The sequence below is a fragment of the Pedobacter sp. GW460-11-11-14-TSB4 genome (assembly GCF_059423705.1).
In genome coordinates, this window is record NZ_JBWKYI010000001.1 from 209,779 (window position 1) to 231,701 (window position 21,923).

General features: G+C 36.9%; 20 protein-coding genes. 8 read left to right on the forward strand and 12 right to left on the reverse strand.

What is annotated here, in order from left to right; all coding sequences use genetic code 11:
* Positions 1-2,661 (reverse strand): putative LPS assembly protein LptD, encoded by a 2,661-nt coding sequence (locus AC07YT_RS01005; RefSeq protein ID WP_086546311.1) that lies wholly within the window; start codon positions 2,659-2,661, stop codon positions 1-3.
* 29 nt (positions 2,662-2,690) lie between these two features.
* Here AC07YT_RS01005 and AC07YT_RS01010 point away from each other — a divergent pair, with 29 nt between their 5' ends.
* The 3 genes from AC07YT_RS01010 to AC07YT_RS01020 all read left to right on the forward strand — a co-directional run bounded on the left by AC07YT_RS01010 (position 2,691) and on the right by AC07YT_RS01020 (position 5,511).
* Entirely contained in the window at positions 2,691-3,599 is a 909-nt protein-coding gene (locus tag AC07YT_RS01010; protein WP_494945124.1) for an N-acetylmuramoyl-L-alanine amidase family protein, read from the forward strand.
* Between the two features lie 12 nt (positions 3,600-3,611).
* On the forward strand, positions 3,612-4,388 hold the full coding sequence (locus tag AC07YT_RS01015; RefSeq protein WP_086546309.1) for an N-acetylmuramoyl-L-alanine amidase family protein: 777 nt from the start codon (positions 3,612-3,614) through the stop codon (positions 4,386-4,388).
* Between the two features lie 169 nt (positions 4,389-4,557).
* Positions 4,558-5,511, forward strand: coding sequence for an MlaD family protein (locus AC07YT_RS01020; protein WP_086546307.1), 954 nt, complete (start codon positions 4,558-4,560; stop codon positions 5,509-5,511).
* A gap of 345 nt (positions 5,512-5,856) precedes the next feature.
* Here the strand turns inward: AC07YT_RS01020 and AC07YT_RS01025 are convergent, their stop codons facing one another.
* The 4 genes from AC07YT_RS01025 to AC07YT_RS01040 form a co-directional block, all read right to left on the reverse strand.
* The gene (locus AC07YT_RS01025; RefSeq protein ID WP_086546304.1) at positions 5,857-6,762 is read right to left on the reverse strand and encodes a ribonuclease Z; all 906 of its coding nucleotides are present in this window, start codon (positions 6,760-6,762) and stop codon (positions 5,857-5,859) included.
* Positions 6,763-6,832: 70 nt separating this feature from the next.
* The gene (locus tag AC07YT_RS01030; protein WP_086546302.1) at positions 6,833-7,210 is read right to left on the reverse strand and encodes an STAS domain-containing protein; all 378 of its coding nucleotides are present in this window, start codon (positions 7,208-7,210) and stop codon (positions 6,833-6,835) included.
* Between the two features lie 43 nt (positions 7,211-7,253).
* Entirely contained in the window at positions 7,254-8,198 is a 945-nt protein-coding gene (locus tag AC07YT_RS01035) for a phosphoribosylaminoimidazolesuccinocarboxamide synthase (RefSeq protein WP_086546300.1), read from the reverse strand.
* A gap of 133 nt (positions 8,199-8,331) precedes the next feature.
* A complete protein-coding gene (locus tag AC07YT_RS01040; RefSeq protein ID WP_057934214.1) occupies positions 8,332-9,291 on the reverse strand; it encodes a PhoH family protein in 960 nt (319 codons plus the stop codon).
* 103 nt (positions 9,292-9,394) lie between these two features.
* On the opposite strand from AC07YT_RS01040, the gene AC07YT_RS01045 reads away from it, so the two are divergent.
* The 3 genes from AC07YT_RS01045 to AC07YT_RS01055 all read left to right on the forward strand — a co-directional run bounded on the left by AC07YT_RS01045 (position 9,395) and on the right by AC07YT_RS01055 (position 11,041).
* Positions 9,395-10,174 carry an SAM hydrolase/SAM-dependent halogenase family protein gene (locus AC07YT_RS01045; protein ID WP_057934213.1) on the forward strand — a complete coding sequence of 260 codons (780 nt, stop codon included), beginning with the start codon at positions 9,395-9,397 and terminating at the stop codon, positions 10,172-10,174.
* Between the two features lie 168 nt (positions 10,175-10,342).
* The gene (locus AC07YT_RS01050) at positions 10,343-10,867 is read left to right on the forward strand and encodes a hypothetical protein (RefSeq protein ID WP_086546298.1); all 525 of its coding nucleotides are present in this window, start codon (positions 10,343-10,345) and stop codon (positions 10,865-10,867) included.
* Between the two features lie 27 nt (positions 10,868-10,894).
* On the forward strand, positions 10,895-11,041 hold the full coding sequence (locus AC07YT_RS01055; protein WP_494945125.1) for a hypothetical protein: 147 nt from the start codon (positions 10,895-10,897) through the stop codon (positions 11,039-11,041).
* A gap of 59 nt (positions 11,042-11,100) precedes the next feature.
* On the opposite strand, the gene AC07YT_RS01060 is transcribed toward AC07YT_RS01055, so the two are convergent.
* From AC07YT_RS01060 to rpsO, 6 genes are all read right to left on the reverse strand, one after another.
* Complete coding sequence (locus AC07YT_RS01060; protein ID WP_494945126.1) at positions 11,101-12,051, reverse strand: D-2-hydroxyacid dehydrogenase; 951 nt, start codon at positions 12,049-12,051, stop codon at positions 11,101-11,103.
* 76 nt (positions 12,052-12,127) lie between these two features.
* Positions 12,128-13,201 (reverse strand): 3-phosphoserine/phosphohydroxythreonine transaminase, encoded by a 1,074-nt coding sequence (gene serC, locus AC07YT_RS01065; protein WP_086546296.1) that lies wholly within the window; start codon positions 13,199-13,201, stop codon positions 12,128-12,130.
* A gap of 446 nt (positions 13,202-13,647) precedes the next feature.
* Positions 13,648-16,074, reverse strand: a complete 2,427-nt coding sequence (locus AC07YT_RS01070) for a TonB-dependent receptor (RefSeq protein WP_086546292.1) — start codon at positions 16,072-16,074, stop codon at positions 13,648-13,650.
* Between the two features lie 83 nt (positions 16,075-16,157).
* Positions 16,158-16,829, reverse strand: a complete 672-nt coding sequence (rpe, locus tag AC07YT_RS01075) for a ribulose-phosphate 3-epimerase (protein ID WP_086546290.1) — start codon at positions 16,827-16,829, stop codon at positions 16,158-16,160.
* Between the two features lie 343 nt (positions 16,830-17,172).
* A complete protein-coding gene (pnp, locus tag AC07YT_RS01080) occupies positions 17,173-19,308 on the reverse strand; it encodes a polyribonucleotide nucleotidyltransferase (RefSeq protein ID WP_086546288.1) in 2,136 nt (711 codons plus the stop codon).
* 178 nt (positions 19,309-19,486) lie between these two features.
* On the reverse strand, positions 19,487-19,771 hold the full coding sequence (gene rpsO / locus AC07YT_RS01085) for a 30S ribosomal protein S15 (protein WP_029275143.1): 285 nt from the start codon (positions 19,769-19,771) through the stop codon (positions 19,487-19,489).
* A 288-nt stretch (positions 19,772-20,059) separates the two neighbouring features.
* On the opposite strand from rpsO, the gene AC07YT_RS01090 reads away from it, so the two are divergent.
* Entirely contained in the window at positions 20,060-20,500 is a 441-nt protein-coding gene (locus AC07YT_RS01090; RefSeq protein WP_494945127.1) for a hypothetical protein, read from the forward strand.
* A gap of 263 nt (positions 20,501-20,763) precedes the next feature.
* Here the strand turns inward: AC07YT_RS01090 and AC07YT_RS01095 are convergent, their stop codons facing one another.
* Positions 20,764-20,967 (reverse strand): hypothetical protein, encoded by a 204-nt coding sequence (locus AC07YT_RS01095; protein WP_086546284.1) that lies wholly within the window; start codon positions 20,965-20,967, stop codon positions 20,764-20,766.
* A gap of 113 nt (positions 20,968-21,080) precedes the next feature.
* Here AC07YT_RS01095 and AC07YT_RS01100 point away from each other — a divergent pair, with 113 nt between their 5' ends.
* On the forward strand, positions 21,081-21,500 hold the full coding sequence (locus AC07YT_RS01100; protein ID WP_086546282.1) for an acyl-CoA thioesterase: 420 nt from the start codon (positions 21,081-21,083) through the stop codon (positions 21,498-21,500).
* Positions 21,501-21,923: the final 423 nt, after the last annotated feature.

The following is a 21,923-nucleotide window of genomic DNA, read 5'->3' on the forward strand; positions in this document are numbered from 1 at the left end:
TTATTGGTATGTGCTGTAAAAACCTTGTCTTTTGCTCAATTTCAAATCCTGCAATATCGATGCTTTAACTTTTATGGTAACAGAATAACTTTTGTAAGCACCATACGGAACCCAGTTTACACTCATATCCCAGCAATGTAAATCGCGGTAAATCGCTAAATTCATTGGGGTTAAACCATTGTTCTTAAAATCGTAACCCGAGTTAAAGGTAACTTTCCACTTTGGTGTTAAATTAACATCACCATTAAAGTTTAGTGTATTCGAAATTGTACTGTTGTTTCCATCATTAGAATATTGAAAACTATAAGAGAACGAGAAATTCCATGGAATGTTAAAATCAACAAAGGCATTCGGATCACGACTGATCGCTGCTAATTGCTCTGACTGTATATCAGTCATTCCTTTTTTATTCGCAGCTTCGCCTAATTTGTCGTTGGCTTCGTTTTTACGTTTTAATGCCTCTGGGTTTAAACTGTAATCGAATGAGAAACCAAAGTTGGTTAAACGTGGTAGGAATTTACCTGCCTGCCAGAAATAGCGGTCTTGCCTGATCCTCAGCAAAGATCCCGGGATGGTATCTGCAGCAAGGGCATATGGATCTAACGTTCCATTGTAGTTGATCCCTAATTTATCGGTAAACTGCGATCGGCCACTAAAGCCTATTGTAGATAATTTATAAGATGGGGCTAAGAAGTTATAAGAGCCGCTAAAACTCAAACCCTGAATAATCGGGATCTTTTTTGAACCCGTTCCGGTTGTATCATTTTTATTCCTCACTTTTAGTTCTACCGTATTATCTACCCCAAAACCAATGGATGCATTGGGTCCGCCAAAAGAGCCTGGCTGTGCCATACCATCAAAAATAGAATATTTTAAAGGTACTCCATTCACTAAAATTGGATTGCCTTTGTATAAAGCTTCCCTATATGGCCCAGCTCCTGCTTTGGTAAAATCGGGAGAGTAAGAAAAGGAAACGTTTGGCGTGATTACATGCCTTAATGCCTGGATTTTGCCAGCCGGATTAAAATCTCTTCGTCCATAAATTTTGGTTGACATGCTGGTTGATAAGCTGTAACTACCTGCTCTTTTAAAACCACTGATGGTATCTTCTCTAAAAGTATAAGTGTTATCGGCAAATTGGGTATATCTTCTGTTTACACTCTGGAAATTCCAAACCTCATTATAAGTACCGCCAATACTAAAATTTAAATAAGATTTAAAAGCCGTAAACGACATGTTTACCGGAATACTATGTGAAAAACCACTTCTTAACCGTTTTAAACCATCATTTTGAAACAACAAACTATCAAAAGTATCAATTCGGTTAGTTCCTTGTAAGCTATAACCTATGGTAAGTTTTTCATACCATTTTTGTTCGCCAACCGCATCTTTAGGACGAAAAGGGTTAAATGTAGGTACGTTGAATGTCATTTCGGGCAACCTTAGCGATATAGCCCTGGTACTTAAAGTCTGATCACTTGATGCAGCCAAAGAGAAGTTCATCCCATTCGAATAGGCTTTCGCATAACTGATACTACTACTTGTGGAGTTGGTTGCGATAGTATTAATGTCGTAAGTAGTACCTGCCGCCGTATTTTTATAGTATCCCCTTTTTCCTGTCGATACCAATCTTACACTGGCGCTAAATGTGGTACCCGGATTGGCGTTGGCATTTTGACTGTGGCTCCAGTTAATGCTAAAGTTTTTGGTGGGGTTTCTAAATGCCTCGGTGCCTTCTAAACCATCTTTAAAACTCGAATACGCTAAATTAATGTTACCGTTGTATTTATATCTTTTGGTGTAATTACTCAGCAAACTTGTTTCATAAGAACCATTGGTATAAATAGATCCTAAAAGTTTAGCATCCCAGTAATCGTTTAATCCCAGGTAATAACCACCGTTTTGCAGGAAAAAACCTCTGGTTGCATCTTCACCTGGTGTGGGAAGGATTACACCTGATGTTCGTTTATTGGGTTTTGGAAAAAATGCAAACGGAAGGCCCAGGAATGTCGGGATATCTTCGATAATCATATAAACCGGCCCGGTAATGATTTGTTTTTCTGTTACCACCCCTTTAGAAATCATTAATCCAAAGTGCGGGTGTGGCAGATTACAGGTACTGTACATTACATTTTTAATGTGCAGCTCATCATCTATTTGCTTTTTACTCTGTCCGCCAGAGAAAAAACCTCCTTCTTGTTCAGAGAAAACGCCATATACTTTGGCCCGGGTTGTTTCTGAATTGTAAAAAATAGAATCGGCTATGGCTGTTCCATCAGCGCCCGACTTAAAGATTGGTTTTCCGGTATACCTACCCGTTTTTGGATCTTTAACACCACGGGCAAAAATAGAATTTTGCTTTTTATCGTATTTGATATAACCCGCATCTAGTTCAAAATCACCATATACCACCCTGGCGTTTCCATATAAATAGACAATGCTTTTATCGGCACTCATTTTTACCGAATCCTCCGCTTTGTATTCTACTTTCTGGTCGATACTGCTATTATTTTTACCTGTCTTTTTAGTCGTATCCTTTTTGGTTGTGTCTTGCCGGATGATTTGTTGCAATGAAAAATGAGAAAATGCGTTAGCTTTACCAACAACAAGTGTTAATAAAATGACAGATATTAGTAAAATAGAGCTCTTAAGAAGTTTCAAATTCGTATTTGAATGTTATTTTTGCACAAATGTTTAATCAAAAACGTTCAAAATTAGTGAAAAATATACCATTGATGTATCTTAAATCCATTTTAACCATTATTATTTATCTGGTGTTATCAAATTCAATTGATAATCAGGTGTTTGCGCAAGAATATAAAATTAAAACAATTGTGATCGATGCTGGTCATGGTGGTAAAGATGGTGCCACCCATGGCGTGTATTCAAAGGAAAAAGATGTGGCCCTTAAAACGGCATTGAACCTTGGCCGGGCACTTCAGGATAGTTTGAAAGATATCAAAGTGATTTATACCCGGGAGTCGGATGTGTTTATTCCTTTATATGAGCGGATCAATATCGCAAATAATGCAAAAGCCGATTTATTTATTTCCATTCACTTAAATGATATGCCGGTTAGGGTATCGAGAGTGGTTGATTATTATAAGAAAGTCCGGGGCAGAAAAGTCCCTGTTTATAGAACCGTTACTTCGAAAAGTACTTCAACAAGGGGAACAGAAACCTTTGTATCCGGAACAGGCCGTTTAGGTGAGCAGGATGAGGTGATTAAAAGGGAGAATGCCTCCATGTTTCTGGAAGAGAACTATCAGAAAAACTATGAAGGATTTATTGCGAACACACCTGAAAGCGACATTATGTTATCTTTAATGAAACAAACCAATAGAGAAAGGAGTTTAAAGTTTGCTTCAATGCTTCAACAGGAATATGTTAACGCTGGCCGGATCAACAGAGGTGTACAGGAGAAAAGCCTTGCGGTACTGGCTCGTGCAGCTATGCCGGCAGTATTAACCGAAATTGGTTTTGTGAGTAATCCTGATGAAGAAGATTACATGAACTCTCCTGAGGGACAAAGTGAAATTGTGAACGGAATTATTAAAGCAATTAAAAATTATAAACGTATAGCTGAAACATCATTTTAATATTCCTCGTGCATGAAGATTAAACTTCTGATTACAATACTTTTCTTTTCGTTGCTAGTTGCTGAAAAAGCCCCTGCTCAAGGCTATAAAATCAAAACAATTGTTATTGATCCTGGTCATGGCGGCAGAAAACCTGGTGCATCTGGCAGTTTTTCGAAAGAAAAAGATATTTCGTTAAAGGTTGCATTAAAATTAGGCGCATTATTAAAAGAGGAAATGCCCGATATTAAAATCATCTTCACCCGTAAAACCGATATTGATGTTGATTTGTACAGGCGTGCAGAAATAGCGAACGAAGCCAATGCAGATCTTTTTATATCCGTACACTGTAATTCGATGCCACCTGGTAACAAACATATTAAAGGGGTAGAAACATTGGTTGCAGGGTCGCACCGCTTAAAAGAACAAGACGCTGCCATTCGTGAGAATGCCGATATTAAACTGGAAAAGAACTACAAAAGCAAGTACGACGGCTATGATCCCAGCAACCCAAGTAGTTTTATTCTTTTATCGCTTTTAAAAAATACCTTCAGAGATAAAAGCATTAAATTTGCCAAATTAATACAGAACAGCTATATCAGCAGAGATGAACGACTTAGCCGCGGTGTTAAAGAACAAGGGGTTTTGGTGCTGCAGCGCTGTGGGATGCCAGCTGTTTTAACTGAAGTAGGTTTTATCTCGAATACAGAGGAAGAAAAGTATATTAATTCGCAGAATGGACAAAACGAGATCGCCAATTCTATTTTGGAAGCAATAAAAACATACAAAAAAAATATTGAGGTTAAATAAGTGGCATTATAAATGATAGTTATTTTAACTTTGGAAAAAATATAAAACGGATACCAAACAAATAGTGCAGCCTTTGTGTATTTATAAGGTTTAGCACAAGAAAATTAATTACGCTCAAACAAGTGAAGAAAGGATATCTCTGTACTTGTAGCCATTAAATAAAACACTCATGAAGATTAAGAACGAAACCAAAGTAGGTATTTTAGCTGCATTTGCCATTGCTTTATTAATAATTGGATATAATTTTTTAAAAGGAAATTCAATTTTCTCAAGTGAAACTACATTATACGCAAAATATACCAGGGTTGATGGTTTATCAGTGTCGAAACCTATCCTGATTAATGGTTATCAGATTGGCCGTGTGGCCAAATTGGAACTACAACCAGACGGTAGTATTCTCGCCACCTTAAGTGTAAACAGCAAATATGAAATTCCTGAAAATAGTATTGCCCGCCTTGAAGGCACCGACCTTTTAGGTAGCAAGGCCATTGTTATGTCGTTAGGTAACTCAAAAAAAATGGCAGAAGATGGTTATACTTTAAATGCGAATGTAGAAAAAGGCTTAATGGAGCAAGTACAACCAGTTCAGAAGAAAGCAGAATTAATTATTGGTAAAATGGACTCTATTTTAAGTAGTGTAAATTCTATCCTGAATCCTAACTTTCAGAAAAACGTTGATAAAAGCTTTAACAGTATTGCCGGTACATTGGCTTCTTTAGAAACAACTTCTAAAAAAGTTGATGGTTTAGTTGGTTCGGAAAGTGCACGTATTGAAGCCATTTTCAAAAACGTTGAAGGCATTACCGCTAACTTAAATAACAATAATCAAAAAATCAGTGATATTTTAACCAATATTAATACGGTTACCGATAAGTTTGCAGCCGCTAACTTTAAACAAACCTTAGATAATGCAAACAATGCCATTGCTGATTTACAAAGTGTAATTTCTGGAATTAAAGATGGGAAAGGCAGTTTAGGATTATTATTAAACGATGATAAAATGTATCAGAATTTAAATAATGCTTCAAAAAACCTGGATGAATTAATGATCGATTTAAAAGCCAATCCGAAGCGTTATGTACACTTCTCAGTATTTGGTGGTGGCAACAAAAAAGACAAGTAATTGATTTTTATAAATTCGAAAGCCTTACAGTTTTTAAATTGTAAGGCTTTTTTTATGGTTGTAGTTTTATGTGCCTATTTTTTACGACGGAAGCACAGATGGCACGGAAAATTGAATGGCTTATTTTTTTGTCATCCTGAATACAATGAAGGATCTTTAAACAAAATAAAATGGATGGAATTAATTCTGCGATAATCTGCGTTATCCGCGGGAAAAATTTCTGCTATAGGTTCCCGCAGATTTAAGAAGATAGGCGCAGATTGTATTAACAATTATTTTGCGCCCAACGCTGTGCTTCTTTGCGTATTCCTCCGTTCGCTCTGTGATAAAAAAAGGATAAAATTCCTAAAGCTGAAAAGTTCTGCCCTCTACCGCAAGCTCTGTATTTTCAAAAACAGATTGTGCTTCTTCCAAAAGCATTTGTAAAGTTTTGTAACGCGAAGAAAAATGGCCGATGAGTAATTTCTTTGCCCCATTAATTTTTGCTACTTCTGCTGCCTGTAAAGCGGTGGTGTGATGTGTTTCTTTAGCACGATCCAGCAAGTCGTGCATAAAGGTCGCTTCGTGGTACAGCGTATCACAATCTTTTATGGTCGCAAAGTAACTTTCATCGAACAAGGTGTCAGAGCAATAGGCATAAGAACGTGGCGCATCTGCCTCGGTTGTATAATCTTCACTGCGTAAAATCTCGCCATTTGGAAGTGTAACGTCTATTCCTTTTTTTAAGGCCGTATAATAAGCCATAGGCACTTCATCAGTCTTCTCTTTTATCAGTTTGCGCTGGCGTTTCTTTTGCTGAAAGATAAAGCCTGTAGTAGGAATACGGTGATTTAAAACAATTGTTTTAACGGTTAAATCACTGTTTTCAAATATCTGTGTAGACTGATCGGCTTCGATTGGGAAAAACTCGATGGAATACCTCAGCACCGTATCCGAATATTTGAACTGGATCTCTAAAATTTCTAATAAAGGTTTGGGGCCAAATATCTGCATGGGTTTTATCCTGCCGTTTAAATGCAAACTGGATAGCAAACCGATTAAACCGAAGTAGTGATCGCCATGTAAGTGGCTGATAAAAATATAATCGATGCGGGCAGCTTTAAGATTGTACTTGGCCAGTTGTTGCTGTGTACCTTCACCGCAATCGATCAGGTAATATTTTTCATTACAATTTAAAAGCTGTGCCGAGGGATTCCTGTTAAATACAGGAGTTGCAGAACTGCTTCCTAAAATTGTAACTTCAAATTTCATCATGATCAGATATAAAAAGCCTCGTAGATTTTTAAAAACTACGAGGCCAGAATGTTATTTAAATACTTTGTTATTTAGCGCCTCTAAACTCTTTTTCCAATTCATCCATAAAGATAAAATCAGTTGCTTCGTCTATAGTATTAACAAACGTTACAGATTGAAATATGTTTGATAATTCGATAATTGATGCCAGCTCGTCATTAATTCCGGTTACAATAAATAATCCACCTGCCGATTTGCAAAGCCTATCGCCAACCAATAAGCAGCTTAAATCCTGTGCATCACTGCACTCTGTAACATGACTTAAATCAACAATTATATTTTTAAATCCTTCTGCGTTTAGCAAATAGAATTCTGATTTCAAACCTGGAGCATTATCGTTTGTAAACTTAAGTTCTTCTAACTTTAAGGTTACATATTTATCGTGTTTATCTACTGAAAATTTCATCTCTCTAATCTTTATTTTACTAATGTATAAATTTCTTTCGAATTTAAAGTGTTTCCAAAGCCTTTAAAACATTGGCTTCAATACGGCTGGAAATGGCATCAGCATCAGCTTTTATAAAGGTCTCTCCTACAATTTGTTCGTAAAGTTCGATGTAACGTTCTGAAATTGAATTTACAATTTCTGGGGTCATTTCCGGAATCACTTGTCCATCTTTTCCCTGAAAACCATTTTCAATTAACCATTTTCTGACAAATTCTTTTGAAAGCTGTTTTTGTGGCTCATCTGCATTTTGGCGATCCTGATATCCCTCAGCATAAAAATAACGTGAAGAATCTGGTGTATGAATTTCGTCGATTAAATAGATTACACCATCGGCTGAGCCGAACTCGTATTTAGTGTCTACTAAAATTAATCCGCTTTTTGCTGCAATTTCAGTTCCTCTTTGGTATAAGGCATAAGTATACGCTTCTAACTTTTCGTAATCGGTTATAGAAACAATTCCTTTGGCTAAAATATCTTCTTTCGAAATATCTTCATCATGCCCTACCGAAGCTTTTGTCGTTGGGGTAATAATTGGCTGAGGCAATTTGTCGTTTTCTTTCAATCCATCAGGCAAAGAAACGCCACAAACAGAACGTTTACCAGCACTGTATTCGCGCCAGGCATGACCAGCTAAGTAACCTCTGATTACCATTTCTACTTTAAACGGCTCGCAGATACGGCCAATGGTAACCATTGGATCTAGAATGTCTAAAACCCAGTTTGGAACGATATCCTGCGTAGCGGCTAAAAATTTAGCTGCAATCTGGTTCAATACCTGTCCTTTAAATGGAATAGCTTCAGGTAATACGACATCAAAAGCAGAAATACGATCTGATACCACCATTACCATAAACTGATCGGCTATTGTGTATACATCGCGAACTTTACCTTTGTAAAAATTACTTTGATTTGGGAAATTGAAATGAGTTTCTTTTAGTGCTTTCATGAGGGGATAAAAATAGGAAAAAAGTCCGAAAGTCCGAAGACCGGAGTCGGATGATAAAGTGTAAAAAACAAAAGTCCGAAGTAGTTCTGTTGTAAGACCTAAACTTCGGACCCCTGACTTTCTGACCTCCGACTTACTGAATATCGCCGTAAGCTTTCAAGATATCTTTCACCAATTTATGTCTGACCACATCTTCCCCGCTTAAGTAAATAATATCGATTCCTTTAATATCTTCTAAAATCCTTAAGCCATTAAATAAACCCGACATCTGTTTTTTAGGTAAATCGATCTGTGTAACATCACCTGTAACGATAAATTTAGCTGTTGGTCCCATACGGGTTAAAAACATTTTTAACTGCATATCGGTGGCGTTTTGGGCCTCATCTAAAATCACAAAACAATTATCTAAGGTACGACCGCGCATAAAGGCCAGTGGTGCAATTTCTATTGTACGGTTTTCGATGTAGAATTTCAATTTTTCCGCAGGGATCATATCGTCCAAAGCATCGTAAAGCGGGCGTAAATATGGATCGATTTTTTCCTTTAAGTCGCCGGGTAAGAACCCCAGGTTCTCCCCTGCTTCAACCGCCGGACGGGTTAAAATGATGCGTTTAATTTCTTTATTCTTTAATGCCCTAACCGCCAAAGCTACGGCGGTATATGTTTTTCCTGTTCCGGCAGGGCCAATAGCAAACAGGATGTCATTTTTAGCAATACTGCTCACCATTTTGCGCTGATTGGCAGTTCTTGCCTTAACCAAAAGTCCGTTTGTGCCAAAAACAATTACTTCTCCGCCACCTCCGGTAGGTTGTTCTACATCTTTTTTTACTACACCGGCTGCTTTTGCACCCAGTATAGATTCTACGTCGTTATTGGTAAGTGAGCTATATTTCTCGAGGTGTGCAATAAGCTGGTTAAACTTATCCTCAAAAGTCTTAAGTTCCTGTTCATCACCGAGAACCTTAACATCACTACCTCTCGCTACCAGTTTCAACTTCGCGAAAGCACCTTTAATCATTTCGTAATTCTCGTTATTCGGCCCCCAAAAGTGAGCAGGATTTACGGTATCCAGAGTTAATTTTAATTCGTTCAAACTGTAGTATTTTAAAAAGTTATCGGGGTATATTAATTAAAATTTGAATATTTGCAGACGCTTAGGCCTGTACACAAGAATAAGCAATAATAATGAATTTTTAATGGGGATAATTACTTTAACAACAGATTTAGGTTCAAAAGATTTTTACCAGAGTGCCCTTAAAGGTAGTCTGTTGAGTCTTATGCCTAATGTTAATTTAGTTGATATTACCCACGAGGTTCCATCATTCAATATTTCGTACGCTGCCTTCGTCCTCAAAAACGCTTATCCATACTTTCCGAAGAACACGGTGCACCTAATCGGCATTGATTCTGTTTATAGCGAAAACACTAAATACATTGCTGTAAAGCATCGTGATCACTTTTTTGTAGGGGCTGATAATGGTATTTTTTCGCTTCTTTTTGATGATATTCCGGAAGATGTGGTAGAGCTGAACATTATGCAGGATTTGAAATACCTGCACTTCCCTTTGGTTGATATTTTTGTTAAAGCTGCAACACACCTGGCTAAGGGAGGCAAACTGAAAGACATCGGTTTACCTGTAGCAGAGATTGAACAAAAGATGCTTTTACATCCTGTAATAGAGCGGGATGTGATTCGGGGAAGTGTGGTGTATATCGATACTTTTTGCAACGTAATTACCAACATTACTAAAGATCTTTTTACTAAAATCCAGAAGAATAGGGATTTTACTTTATACTTTAGAAAAAGCGAAACCATTACCCAGTTGAGCTGGCATTATAATGAAGTACAGGAGGGCGAAAAACTTTGCCTGTTCGGCATTAGTAACCATCTGGAAATTGCGATTAACAAAGGAAAAGCAAGTGGTTTATTAGGCTTGCATTTAGGCGATATTGTACGGGTGGAGTTTCATCCTTAGTTTTTTAGTTAAATAGTTCATCAAGCTTCATACAAAAGGATTTTACAGCAAAATAGATGCTGAAATAAATTCGGCATGCCGAACTCTTTAATATTGGAACTAATAAGCAATGACGACTGAACTAATGAACCAATAAAACAACTTCTACCCTTTTCACGTTTATACCGCATGAAGAAATTTTTTTATCTGTTTATTACTTTATTGCTGAATATGCATGCCTTTGCGCAGCAAGATACCACGGCTTATACTGCACAACGTGCTAAAGTAAATTCATTGCTTGCAGAAAGAAGTGCCAAGTTTGGTCAGTATGATGAAAGTTTAAATCAGCGAACCGGAATATTTGGCTGGCAAACCAAACGTGATATTAAAAATTCCAATGAAATTCTTCGCCAGGTAGTTTTAACTGATAATAATATTTTCAAAGAGCTGAAGGTATTGATGGATTATAAAGATTTGCAGAACCAGCAGAAAGTAGCGGTTGCGGATAATTCTCAGGAACGCATAGAACGTTATATGCAAACCATTAAAAAACTGCAGGATCAAAATGCACAACTCAAAGAAGATTTAGAGAAAAAGAACAAGGGAGGTTTATCAACCTATATTATCGTCTTTTTGATTTTAGTAATGGCTGGTGGATTTTATTTCTTCAATAAGAAGTTACAGCAGTATGAAAATGCTAAGGGTAGTGCTTAAGAGCAGCGTTTTTAAAAAATTAAGCAAATGAAAAAGTCACTGTTTAAGATCCTGGTTAAAATTAACAAGGCCATTTTACCAAGTCTGTATAAAAAAGATCCGAATAAGCTTACAACTTTTCAGAAAGCAATATTGGCTTATCGCTATTGGGTGCTAACGAATGCGTTAGATTAAAAAAGACCAATCTAAAGACCTTATAGGTTTTCAAAACCTATAAGGTCTAGATTTATTTATTATTTCTTAAAATGCTCAATAATCAACGTGGCCAATTCTGTGCCGATACGTTCTTGCGCTTCGTTGGTTGAGGCACCAATATGTGGTGTTAAAGAGATTTTAGGGTGTGTTAAAATTTCTGCCAATGGTGTAGGTTCGTTATCGAAAACATCTAAACCAGCGAAAGAAACTTTGCCAGAATTTAGTGCATCAATTAAAGCCAGCTCATCAATTGTGCCACCGCGTGAACAGTTAACAATACCTACCCCGTTTTTCATTTTAGCAAACTCTTCTGCGCCTAAAATCGGTTTATCGGCAAATGGCGTATGTAAACTAAAGAAATCACTTCCTGTAATTACCTCATCTAAAGAAACCGTTTTAATTGGAATACTTACTGATTTTCCACCCTGGAATTCTAAAGTGATTTCAGATTCTGAAGGATATAAATCATAAGCTAAAACATTCATACCTAAACCTAAAGCCACTTTTGCAGTAGCGCGACCGATACGGCCAAAACCGATAATACCAATGGTTTTACCACTTAATTCAGTCCCTTTAGCATAAGCTTTTTTAAGGTTGTTGAATTGGGTTGAACCTTCTACAGGCATTTTACGGTTGGCATCCTGTAAAAACCTGATACCGGTAAATAAGTGAGAAAAAACCAATTCGGCAACTGATAGTGAAGATGCAGCTGGTGTGTTTACCACGTTAATGCCCTGACTGCGGGCGTATTCTACGTCGATATTATCCATACCTACTCCACCTCTACCAATTAATTTGATATTTGGAACGGCATCAATTAATTCTTTTCTAACTTTTGTTGCACTACGTACGGTAATGGCATCGTAGTTTTTTAAAGCTTCAGCCAGTTGATCCTGAGGAACAGTCTCGGTATCAACCTGAAAACCTGCTTTTTCTAATAATTCTTTTCCGATCGGATCAATCCCATCGTTTGCTAATATCTTAATCATTGTATGTATGATAGCACAGATTAAATTGATTACACTGATAAATAATCACCATAATCATCTGTGGTTAAAATTTAAATTAATTTGCTTTTGCTTGTTGTTCTTCAAATACCTGCATGGCATCTACCAGGGCATGTACACTTGTAATTGGCAATGCATTATACATCGAAGCACGGAAACCACCAACACTTCTATGTCCTTTAATACCCACAATACCCTGCTCTTCAGCATATTTCAAGAATGGTTTTTCCAATTCAGGATTTTCCATTACGAAACAAACATTCATTCTAGAACGGTCTTCAACTGCACAGGTTCCTTTAAACAGCGGATTACGATCTATCTCTCTGTAAAGTGCCTCAGCTTTTTGCTTATTTTCTTTTTCAATTTCAGCAACGCCACCTTTTGATTTTAACCAACGAAGGTTTAATAAAGCTACATAAATAGAGAAAACAGGAGGTGTATTGTACATCGAATCATTGTCGATATGCGACTGGTAGTTCAGCATCGATGGAATTTTACGGTCAATTTTACCTAAAACTTCATTTTTAACAATAGCGATGGTTAAACCTGCAGGACCTACATTTTTTTGCGCTCCGGCATAAATTAAATCGAATTTGGAAACATCGATTACACGGCTCATAATATCAGAAGACATATCGCAAACAACCGGAACATTTGTTTTAGGTACTTCGAAAAGCTCAGTTCCGTAAATGGTGTTATTTGACGTATAGTGGAAATAAGCACTATCAGCCGGGATTTCAAAATCCTTCGGAATAAAAGTGTAATTGGCATCTTTAGAAGAAGCCACCACATTTACATTTCCGATAAATTTAGCTTCTTTTAATGCTTTGGTTGCCCATACGCCTGAATCTAAGTAACTCGCTGTTTGTCCATCGCCCAATAAGTTCATCGGAACCATTGCAAACTGTAAACTTGCACCACCTTGTAAAAATAAAACGGAATAACCCGACGGCACATTTAATAATTCCTTTACCAACTTATCAGCTTCAGCAACAACTGCCTCAAATTCGGTTGTTCTATGCGAAATCTCTAAAATTGATAATCCATCGTTAAAATCTAAAACAGCCTGAGCTGCTTGTTTAAACACTTCTTGAGGTAAAATACAAGGGCCTGCGCCAAAATTATGCTTCATCTTATTATATAATGTTTTATGGGCGTAAATGTAAAATTTTTAAAGCAGTTATGCCCATAAAATCGTATCATAAAAAATTAAATTTTGTTAAAAATCTCGATAAATTAACGCGTTTTGTTGCAGTTTTTGTAAAAGAAATTGTTAATCACAAAGGCAAAAAGATAAACACTGATTTTTTTGTTTCGGAAAGCAGATAAAGAAGCATTTTCGTTGCAGCAGCCCCGCCATTCACTTCAATCTTTTTTGTGAATGTCAGGCTGAGTTTGCAGGTGATTTGCAGTAAAAAAGTATTTTCGTTGCTGTCGGGTTTAAATTACCCTGTTTCTGTAATGCTTAGGGAAATATCTAGCCCATTGTGAAGTACAAACTTTCAAAACAAAACAAAGCCTTTTCAAAGTAAGCCTGTCTGGCTAAGACAAAAAGATAAAAAATTATATTTTAGTGGTTTATGGCTTATTCTTCAATTTCACGATCAACTTGAGGTTAAATTGTCTTCCTGTTAAATAATTAGGAATGGCATACTGCACATTATCTACATCTTTTAGCCACAGATATGAAACTGTGTTGTCAATGTTCAGCATATTAAAAACCTCGAAAAACAGTATAACCGAACTGAAATTTTTATCTAAAAACTTAGGTTTGTGCAGTGCGGCATCATCAAGAAAATCTTTAGAAAAACCGATATCTACACGTTTATACGATGGAATAAAAAACTTATCCAAATATCTTGGTGTTTGTGACGGACCTATCGGTAACCTTGAGCCATAAAGGGCATTTAAATGCACTTTATACGTAGGACTATTTAACAGTTTATCCTGAAAAAAGATGGAGAAATTTAAGCGTTGATCGGTTGGCCGCTTTAAATAGCCAGGGTAAATAGTCGTTCCGTTTTGTACATAACTATCGCCGATAATATCTTCGTTGGCATGCATTACCGACATCCTGAAATAAGAAACCAAATCTTTAACAAACTCTCCGCCAATGCTAAAATCGGCACCATAAGCATAGCCACGTGATACCTCATTTGCCAGATATTTAATTCTCAGGTTATCTATTTTATAGGGGATCAATCGGTCAGAATATTTAAAATAAGCCTCCGAAGTGAACTTTAACCGCGTTCCGAAAGCATCAAAAGCATATTCATAACCCAGTGAAGTATTGTAAGAGCTTTGCGCTTTCTGATCGATATTCAGGACGCCCGAAAAATCACGAATGGTCCGGTAGGAAGGCGGTTGTTTGTAAACGCCGGCAGAAAACCTTAAAATTTTATTGTTCGAATTGGGCCGGTAAGCAATTAACATCCTCGGACTGATTAACAACTGTTTGCTTAACGAACTGTAGGTAGCGCGGGCGCCCAATTGCAGTTCTGCCGAATTTGAAAGCGAATAACTATCCTGGATATAAGCACTGTAGTTTTTAATATCGATATTGTTCTGCACGTTAATCACATTTTGCAAGGTGATATTTTTCGAATTATTCGGTAAAATAAAACCCGCTGAATCAGTATAGTTGTATTCATTTAAATGGTCATCATACTTCGATTGATCGAATTTTATGCCCCAGGAAAAAACATGATTATTAAAATTCTGATCTACTTTTATTTCAGAAGCAAAAATTTGTGTATTTAAACTATTTCTTCCGTAATTATAATAACTGCCAATGCCCCTGTTTTTATTAACCACGCCAAAATTTTCACCTGAAAAAGTATTATCTACTTCATCAAAAACATAACTGCCGTTAATGTCGAACCGTTCTCTTTCTATGGTGCTGAAATAACTATTGATAAACTTAATCACCAGGTTTGCTTTAGGGGAATAGGTAGCCGTAACAGCACTTCCTAAAGTTCGGTAGTCATCGATTTCTTGTCCAGTATAATCAACATTTAACCTTAGCGTCGTATTTAAAGTTCCAAACTGTGTTTCCCGGTTAGTGGGCACCAATTTAAACTGCCCGAGATTAAAACTGCCTAAAAAGCTGATATTAAATTTCGGTGAAAAATCATATTGATACAGCAATTGAGCGTCGGCAAAATTGGGACTATAACTCCCCTTTTCATCTTGTTTAATGAGTACACTCGAATTGTTTTTATAGCGTAAACCAGCCAGCAGGAAACTGTTTTTGAATATCCTTTTAGTGGTCAGTGAAGTATTTAAAAGGCTGGTGCTAAAAATGGTTTGATTGCTATCGGGTTTATCGTACCTGATATCTAGAATAGAAGAAAGTTTATCGCCATATTTCGCTTCAAAGCCACCTGCAGAAAATTTCGCTTTACTCACGAGATCTGAATTGATAAAACTTAGTCCCTCCTGCTGTCCGTTGCGGATCAACACAGGTCGGTTAATTTCTACATCATTGATATAAATCAGATTTTCATCAAAATTACCTCCGCGAACGCTATACTGGGCACTTAATTCATTATTTGTAGATACGCCGGGTAAGGTTTTCAGTAGCGTTTCAAAATTGCCCGAAACCAATGGCATCGATGAAACATCTGCAATATTAATGGTCGTGGTATTGCTTAACTGATTCTGTTTATTGGTGATGTTAACCTGCTCTAATTCATTGATATTGGCTATTAAATTTACCTGTTTGGTAATCCGTGAGCCAGACCGCTCGCTAAATTTTATGGTTTGAGGCTGGTAGCCCAAAAGCGAATATTTAATACTAAAGGTTCTCGATTTTGAATAAATGGTGTATACACCAAATTCATCTGTAATGGTTGATTGTGCCTGCCCCAGAACGATAACGGTCACCTGCGATAATGGCAACTTTTCATCACTGTAAACTATCCCCGAAACCCTAACTAAAGGCTGTGCAACAGCAAAACTGCAAGCAGCAATTAAAAGGAAAAGGATTAGCCGAAATTTGAGCATTTTTAGTATCAGACAAAAGTATCAGGTATGAAAACGGTATCCGCCTCAACCTAAAAACAATTTAGCAATAAAACATTTAACAATTAAATATTTATCGTGCTGGCCGTCAGGTTTTTCATTTTAGAAATGGTTTCAGTTGGGTTATCTGTTGCGAAAACTGCATTTCCGGCCACGAAAGCATTGGCACCTGCTGATACTAATGTCGCAATATTTTGTAAACCAACACCACCATCAACCTCGATGATTAAGTTTTCGTTTAGCCCTTGAATTAAGGCTTTTAAATCCTTTATTTTCTTGTAGGTATTGTGGATGAAAGCCTGTCCACCGAAACCGGGATTAACCGACATAATCAACACCAGGTCAAGATCCTCAATTACATCCTGCAATAAGTTTACTGGCGTATGCGGATTTAGCGCTACACCAGCTTTGCAGCCAGATGCTTTAATTAACTGGATTGTTCTATGTAGGTGTGTGCAGGCTTCGTAATGTACCGTGATTCGGTCTGCTCCTGCCTTGGCAAAATCCTCGATGTATTTATCCGGATCAATAATCATTAAATGTACATCTAAAGGTTTGGTTGCATGTTTTTTTACAGCAGCCATTATCGGGAAACCAAAAGAAATATTCGGAACGAAAACACCATCCATCACATCAACGTGGAACCAGTCGGCTTCACTGTGGTTAATCATTTCAATATCGCGCTGTAAATTGCCAAAATCAGCAGAAAGTATGGATGGGGCAATGATGTATTTCATTTAATTATTTCTTAGTTTCTTAATTCCGCTATTATTTTTTGCGGCAGCATTTATAAACGTCGTCACCCTGAATTCATTTACTGCGTAGCTTTCCGCTTCGCTACAGGTCAGGGTCTCAATAGCAAGAAAGATGCTGAAATAAATTCAGCATGACGCTACGATGCAAGTTACAAAAGAAGTGCGAAAGTTTTTAGTCAGAAAGACCGAAGTTAAATTTTTACATAAAACAACAAACCCTTCCAGTAAAACTGAAAGGGTTTTATTATTTGTGTCCGTCACCCTGAATTTATTTCAGGGTCTATCAAACAGATGCTGAATCAAGTTCAGCATGACGTATCGATTATTAAGCTTGTGGCGCTGCTGGTTTTTCAGGTCTTGGCAATAAAACTTTACGGGAAAGTTTCATTTTACCTTGTTTATCGATGTCTAATAATTTAACCTCGATTTTATCACCTTCTTTTAGCACACCATCCATGGTTTCTAAACGTTCCCATGAAATTTCAGAGATGTGTAATAAACCATCTTTACCTGGCATCACCTCAACAAACGCACCGAATGGCATAATTGATTTTACTTTACCCTGGTAAATTTCGCCAATTTCTGGTTTAGCTACGATATTACGGATACGGGTAACTGCTGCATCAATAGCGGCTTTGTTATCAGCAAATACTTCCACAATACCTTTACCATCAACTTCTTCGATAGAGATTGAAGCACCGGTTTCGCGTTGCATTTCCTGGATAATTTTACCTCCAGGGCCGATAATTGCTCCGATAAATTCTTTATCAATAGTTAAAGAAACAATACGTGGCGCATGTGGTTTGTAATCTTCATTAGGTGTACTGATGGTTTTCTTCATCTCGTTTAAGATGTGTAAACGACCATCTTTAGCCTGTAACAAAGCTTTAGTTAAAACTTCGTAAGATAAACCATTGATTTTTAAGTCCATCTGGCAAGCAACAATACCATGCTCGGTACCGGTTACTTTAAAGTCCATATCACCTAAGTGATCTTCATCACCTAAAATATCAGAAAGGATTGCATATTTACCGGTTTTCTCATCAGTAATTAAACCCATTGCGATACCAGATACTGGCGATTTGATTTTAATACCTGCATCCATTAATGCTAATGTACCAGCACAAACAGTTGCCATTGATGATGAACCGTTTGATTCTAAGATATCAGAAACCACACGGATGGTATAAGGATTTGCTTCACCTTGAGGCAATACTTTTTTCAATGAACGTTGTGCTAAAGCACCGTGACCAATTTCGCGACGGCCAGCGCCTCTGTTTGGTCTAACCTCACCAGTTGAGAAACCAGGGAAATTATAGTGCAATAAGAATTTGTTATAACCATTAAAGAAAGCACCGTCAATCATTTGCTCATCATCTTTGCTACCTAAAGTAACTGAAGTTAATGATTGCGTTTCGCCACGTGTAAATACAGCCGAACCGTGTGCAGCAGGTAAATAACCAACTTCACTCCAGATTGGGCGGATTTCTGTAGTCTTACGACCATCTAAACGGATACCTTCATCCAACAATAAGTTTCTGATGGCATCATACTGAACATCATGATAATAATGTTTAGCCATTGCTTTAGTTAAATCTGCAGTATCTTCTGGCATTGCTTCGAAGAATTCGTTAATGATCGCGGTGAAACCTTCTTTACGAACATCTTTATTGCCACCAGCTTTTGCTACAGCATAAACTTTATCGTAAGTATCAGCATAAACTTTAGCTTTTAAATCCGCATCGTGGTCTTCGTGACTGTATTCGCGTTTAACCGTTTTGCCGGTAGCTTCAGTTAATTCAACCTGAACGGCACATTGAACTTTAATTGCATCGTGTGCAAATTTTAAAGCCTCAACCATTTCGTCTTCCTGAATTTCATCACACTCACCTTCAACCATGCCTATATCGTTAGCCGAACCAGCAACCATAAACTCTAAAGTTGCACGTTCCAGTTCGCTAGCTTTCGGATTGATGATTAATTTACCATCGATTTTTGCAACACGTACTTCAGAAATTGGACCATTGAAAGGGATATCAGAAACTGATAATGCAGCAGATGCCGCTAAACCTGCCAAACAATCTGGCATGATATCTTTATCAGCAGAGATTAATGAAATCATCACCTGTGTATCAGAGTGATAATCACTTGGGAACATTGGGCGTAAAGCTCTATCCACTAAACGAGAGATTAATACCTCGTAATCAGATAATCTTGCTTCGCGACGTAAAAAGCCTCCTGGGATACGGCCTGTAGCCGCATATTTTTCCTGATAATCAACCGATAAAGGTAAAAAATCAGTACCTGGTTTAGCGCCAACAGTTGATACTACAGTTGCTAACAACATCGTATCGCCCATTTTTACCACAACCGAACCATCAGCCTGTTTAGCCAATTTACCAGTTTCAATTTCTACAATTCTGCCATCGCCCAAATCGAACGATTTTTTTATTACATTCATTTAAATAGAATTATGGTGTGTTTTCCTCTTTCTACACACCGTTGTTTATATATGTATTTGTTTTTGCAAACGAAGATAGGATTAAAAAAGCCTATCTATAATAAAACCCGTTAAAAAAAATTAACAGGGAATTAAAAAGCCATTCCCTAAAGAATGGCTTTTAATGATAAACTTGCGCTTATTTTTGTTTGATGATATCACGAAGCGATAAAGCTTTGATGATAGCACGATAGCGCTCAATATCTTTTTTGTATAGGTAAGCCAAAATACCGCGGCGTTTACCTACTAATTTTTGAAGTGACAACTGCGTAGAGAAATCTTTACGATTTTTCTTTAAGTGTTCTGTTAAGTGCGCAATACGGTATGTAAATAACGCTACTTGACCTTCTGCAGAACCCGTGTTGGTTTCTACTTTGCCGTGTTCTTTAAAGATTACAGCTTTTTTCTCTGGACTTAAATACATTCTTGAATAATATTAAAGCAATAAAAAATTAATTAATTGTGGCGCAAAGATAAGGCTATTTTTATTTATAAGCAAGTGGTTGTTGCTTATTATATTATCATGTTTTAGAAATATTTATCCCCTTATAGGTTCAACAACTGATATTTTCTATTTTAGATTGATTTTACAACCTAATGAGATATGCAGAAAGCTCAAAATAAGCCCAAATTATCATTAAACACTATCGTTGGTTTGTGTGCCATTGTAACCAGTATTTGTGCCATTATTATAACTCTATATCAAACCAGGTTGCAAAAAGTTCAGCAGTATGCATCTGTAAAACCACTGCTTATGAGTTATTCAAATAGTTTTTCTGACATCAAAAAAAATGGAGAAGATAATTACCATTATGAATTTCTGATTGTAAATCAAGGCCTAGGTCCGGCTATAGTATCCGATTATGGTTTTTATTACAAATCTAAACGTTATGAGAATGTAGCTGAAATCCTTAAACAAATAAAAAACGATAACAAATTAGCCATAACCAAATCTGTAATACTGGCTAATCTTTGGAAAAACGAAATTTTACCGGTTGGCGAAAAGTTAAGTCTGATTAATATAAATGATGAACGCTTGGGACCGCTTGTAGAAAAAGCTGATATTAAAATTATGGTTCAATATAAATCACTTTATGGAGAAGAATGGCGTTTTATTAGTAATGATAAAACTGAACCAAGGGAAATTGATTAAATTTTAATTTTCCTTTTTTTAGAAAGGCAAACTCGGTTTTTCATAGCTTGCTATCCTCCCGCCCTCGCTGCAATCTTTTTGCGATTGTTGGTTTGAGTTTGTCGAAGACCTGCAGCAAAAAGGATTTCCGCTAAGTCGGGTTTAGAGAATCTGAGGCGGTGCAAGAAACTTAGTTTCGCATTATTATTGCATGTCAAACTACTCAAATGTTTCCAATAACAAAAGCATCTCTGGGTTCTCTTTATCAAACGACATATTGAAGCTTATAAGTTTGGCTTGCGGATAATAATACCTTTTCCTTGAGGAGATTTTAAAGGCTGGCCACCATTCATGGTAACTGAAATTTGGTTGAGTTGCAAAACACCAAAAAAGCGTTGCTCGGGCGTGCGGCTTAAATAAACATTTTCACGCGCTTCGACTATTGTTTCGCGCGGAATTGTAATATCATATAAAGTGAGCTTTCCCATTTCAAATCAAAATACGAAAAATTGTCAAGTAAATACACTACATCATATTCACATTTGTCAAGTAATACTTTACATTCAGTCATTATTAATACTTTTGCACAAAACATTTACCCTTGGAAAAAAATCAATACAGCATTTTCGAAAGTGAACTACGTGTTCGTCCGGATGATATCGATATGTTTAACCATGTACATAATAGTAAATACTTAGATTATGTTCTGGCAGCCCGTTACGAGCAAATGGAGAAATTCTATGGTATGCCCTGGGAACATTTTACCAAACAAGGCCTGGGCTGGGTGGTTAGCCATGTTGACATTAATTTTAAACGTCCGTTACTAATGAACGATCTAATGCTGATTAGAACAGGTATTTTAACCATGAACGATAAAGGCTGCGCGGTTCAGTTCGAAATTATTAACCAGAAAACGGGTAAAGTAGCATCAGACGGTATTTTTGATTACGTATTAATTGATTTAACTACTGGTCGTGGAACAAAAGTTTCAGAAGAAATGATTAAAGCATATAGTATATAGAAGATGATACACAAATTAAGGGGTTATACTGGTTACAGTTTCGTCCTCTTTTTTTTATAACTGAATCATGACTAAGCAGCTATTTATCAAACGAAATAAATTTTTACAGGTTGTTACGTTGAGCCTGTCGAAACGCCTTTGAAACTGATCCTTCAATAAGCTCAGGATGACTAGTAAGTGTACAAAAGGAACTTAAACAGACCCTGGAATAACATTCCGTGTGTTCCTTGAGTCCGTGGTAAAAAAAAATCAATCACTATCTTAAAAATTAGTCATCTAAATTTGACAATTCAAAATTTTATCTATCTTTGATTTATCAATAGAACAGAGCCATGATAGTATCTGCAATCCGTTTGAGGTTCTAAACAACCGAGGATTCCCCTCCGCTTCAATTTTAGGTATGTACGCTTAAAGCGTATCATT

Bases quoted from the DNA above. Each gene is read 5' to 3' on its own strand.
- AC07YT_RS01010 (WP_494945124.1), top strand. From the start codon at position 2,691: ATGTTTAATCAAAAACGTTCAAAATTAGTGAAAAATATACCATTGATG.
- AC07YT_RS01015 (WP_086546309.1), top strand. From the start codon at position 3,612: ATGAAGATTAAACTTCTGATTACAATACTTTTCTTTTCGTTGCTAGTT.
- AC07YT_RS01020 (WP_086546307.1), top strand. From the start codon at position 4,558: ATGAAGATTAAGAACGAAACCAAAGTAGGTATTTTAGCTGCATTTGCC.
- AC07YT_RS01025 (WP_086546304.1), bottom strand. From the start codon at position 6,762: ATGAAATTTGAAGTTACAATTTTAGGAAGCAGTTCTGCAACTCCTGTA.
- AC07YT_RS01030 (WP_086546302.1), bottom strand. From the start codon at position 7,210: ATGAAATTTTCAGTAGATAAACACGATAAATATGTAACCTTAAAGTTA.
- AC07YT_RS01035 (WP_086546300.1), bottom strand. From the start codon at position 8,198: ATGAAAGCACTAAAAGAAACTCATTTCAATTTCCCAAATCAAAGTAAT.
- AC07YT_RS01045 (WP_057934213.1), top strand. From the start codon at position 9,395: ATGGGGATAATTACTTTAACAACAGATTTAGGTTCAAAAGATTTTTAC.
- AC07YT_RS01050 (WP_086546298.1), top strand. From the start codon at position 10,343: ATGAAGAAATTTTTTTATCTGTTTATTACTTTATTGCTGAATATGCAT.
- AC07YT_RS01055 (WP_494945125.1), top strand. From the start codon at position 10,895: ATGAAAAAGTCACTGTTTAAGATCCTGGTTAAAATTAACAAGGCCATT.
- AC07YT_RS01060 (WP_494945126.1), bottom strand. From the start codon at position 12,051: ATGATTAAGATATTAGCAAACGATGGGATTGATCCGATCGGAAAAGAA.
- serC (WP_086546296.1), bottom strand. From the start codon at position 13,201: ATGAAGCATAATTTTGGCGCAGGCCCTTGTATTTTACCTCAAGAAGTG.
- AC07YT_RS01070 (WP_086546292.1), bottom strand. From the start codon at position 16,074: ATGCTCAAATTTCGGCTAATCCTTTTCCTTTTAATTGCTGCTTGCAGT.
- rpe (WP_086546290.1), bottom strand. From the start codon at position 16,829: ATGAAATACATCATTGCCCCATCCATACTTTCTGCTGATTTTGGCAAT.
- pnp (WP_086546288.1), bottom strand. From the start codon at position 19,308: ATGAATGTAATAAAAAAATCGTTCGATTTGGGCGATGGCAGAATTGTA.
- rpsO (WP_029275143.1), bottom strand. From the start codon at position 19,771: ATGTATTTAAGTCCAGAGAAAAAAGCTGTAATCTTTAAAGAACACGGC.
- AC07YT_RS01095 (WP_086546284.1), bottom strand. From the start codon at position 20,967: ATGGGAAAGCTCACTTTATATGATATTACAATTCCGCGCGAAACAATA.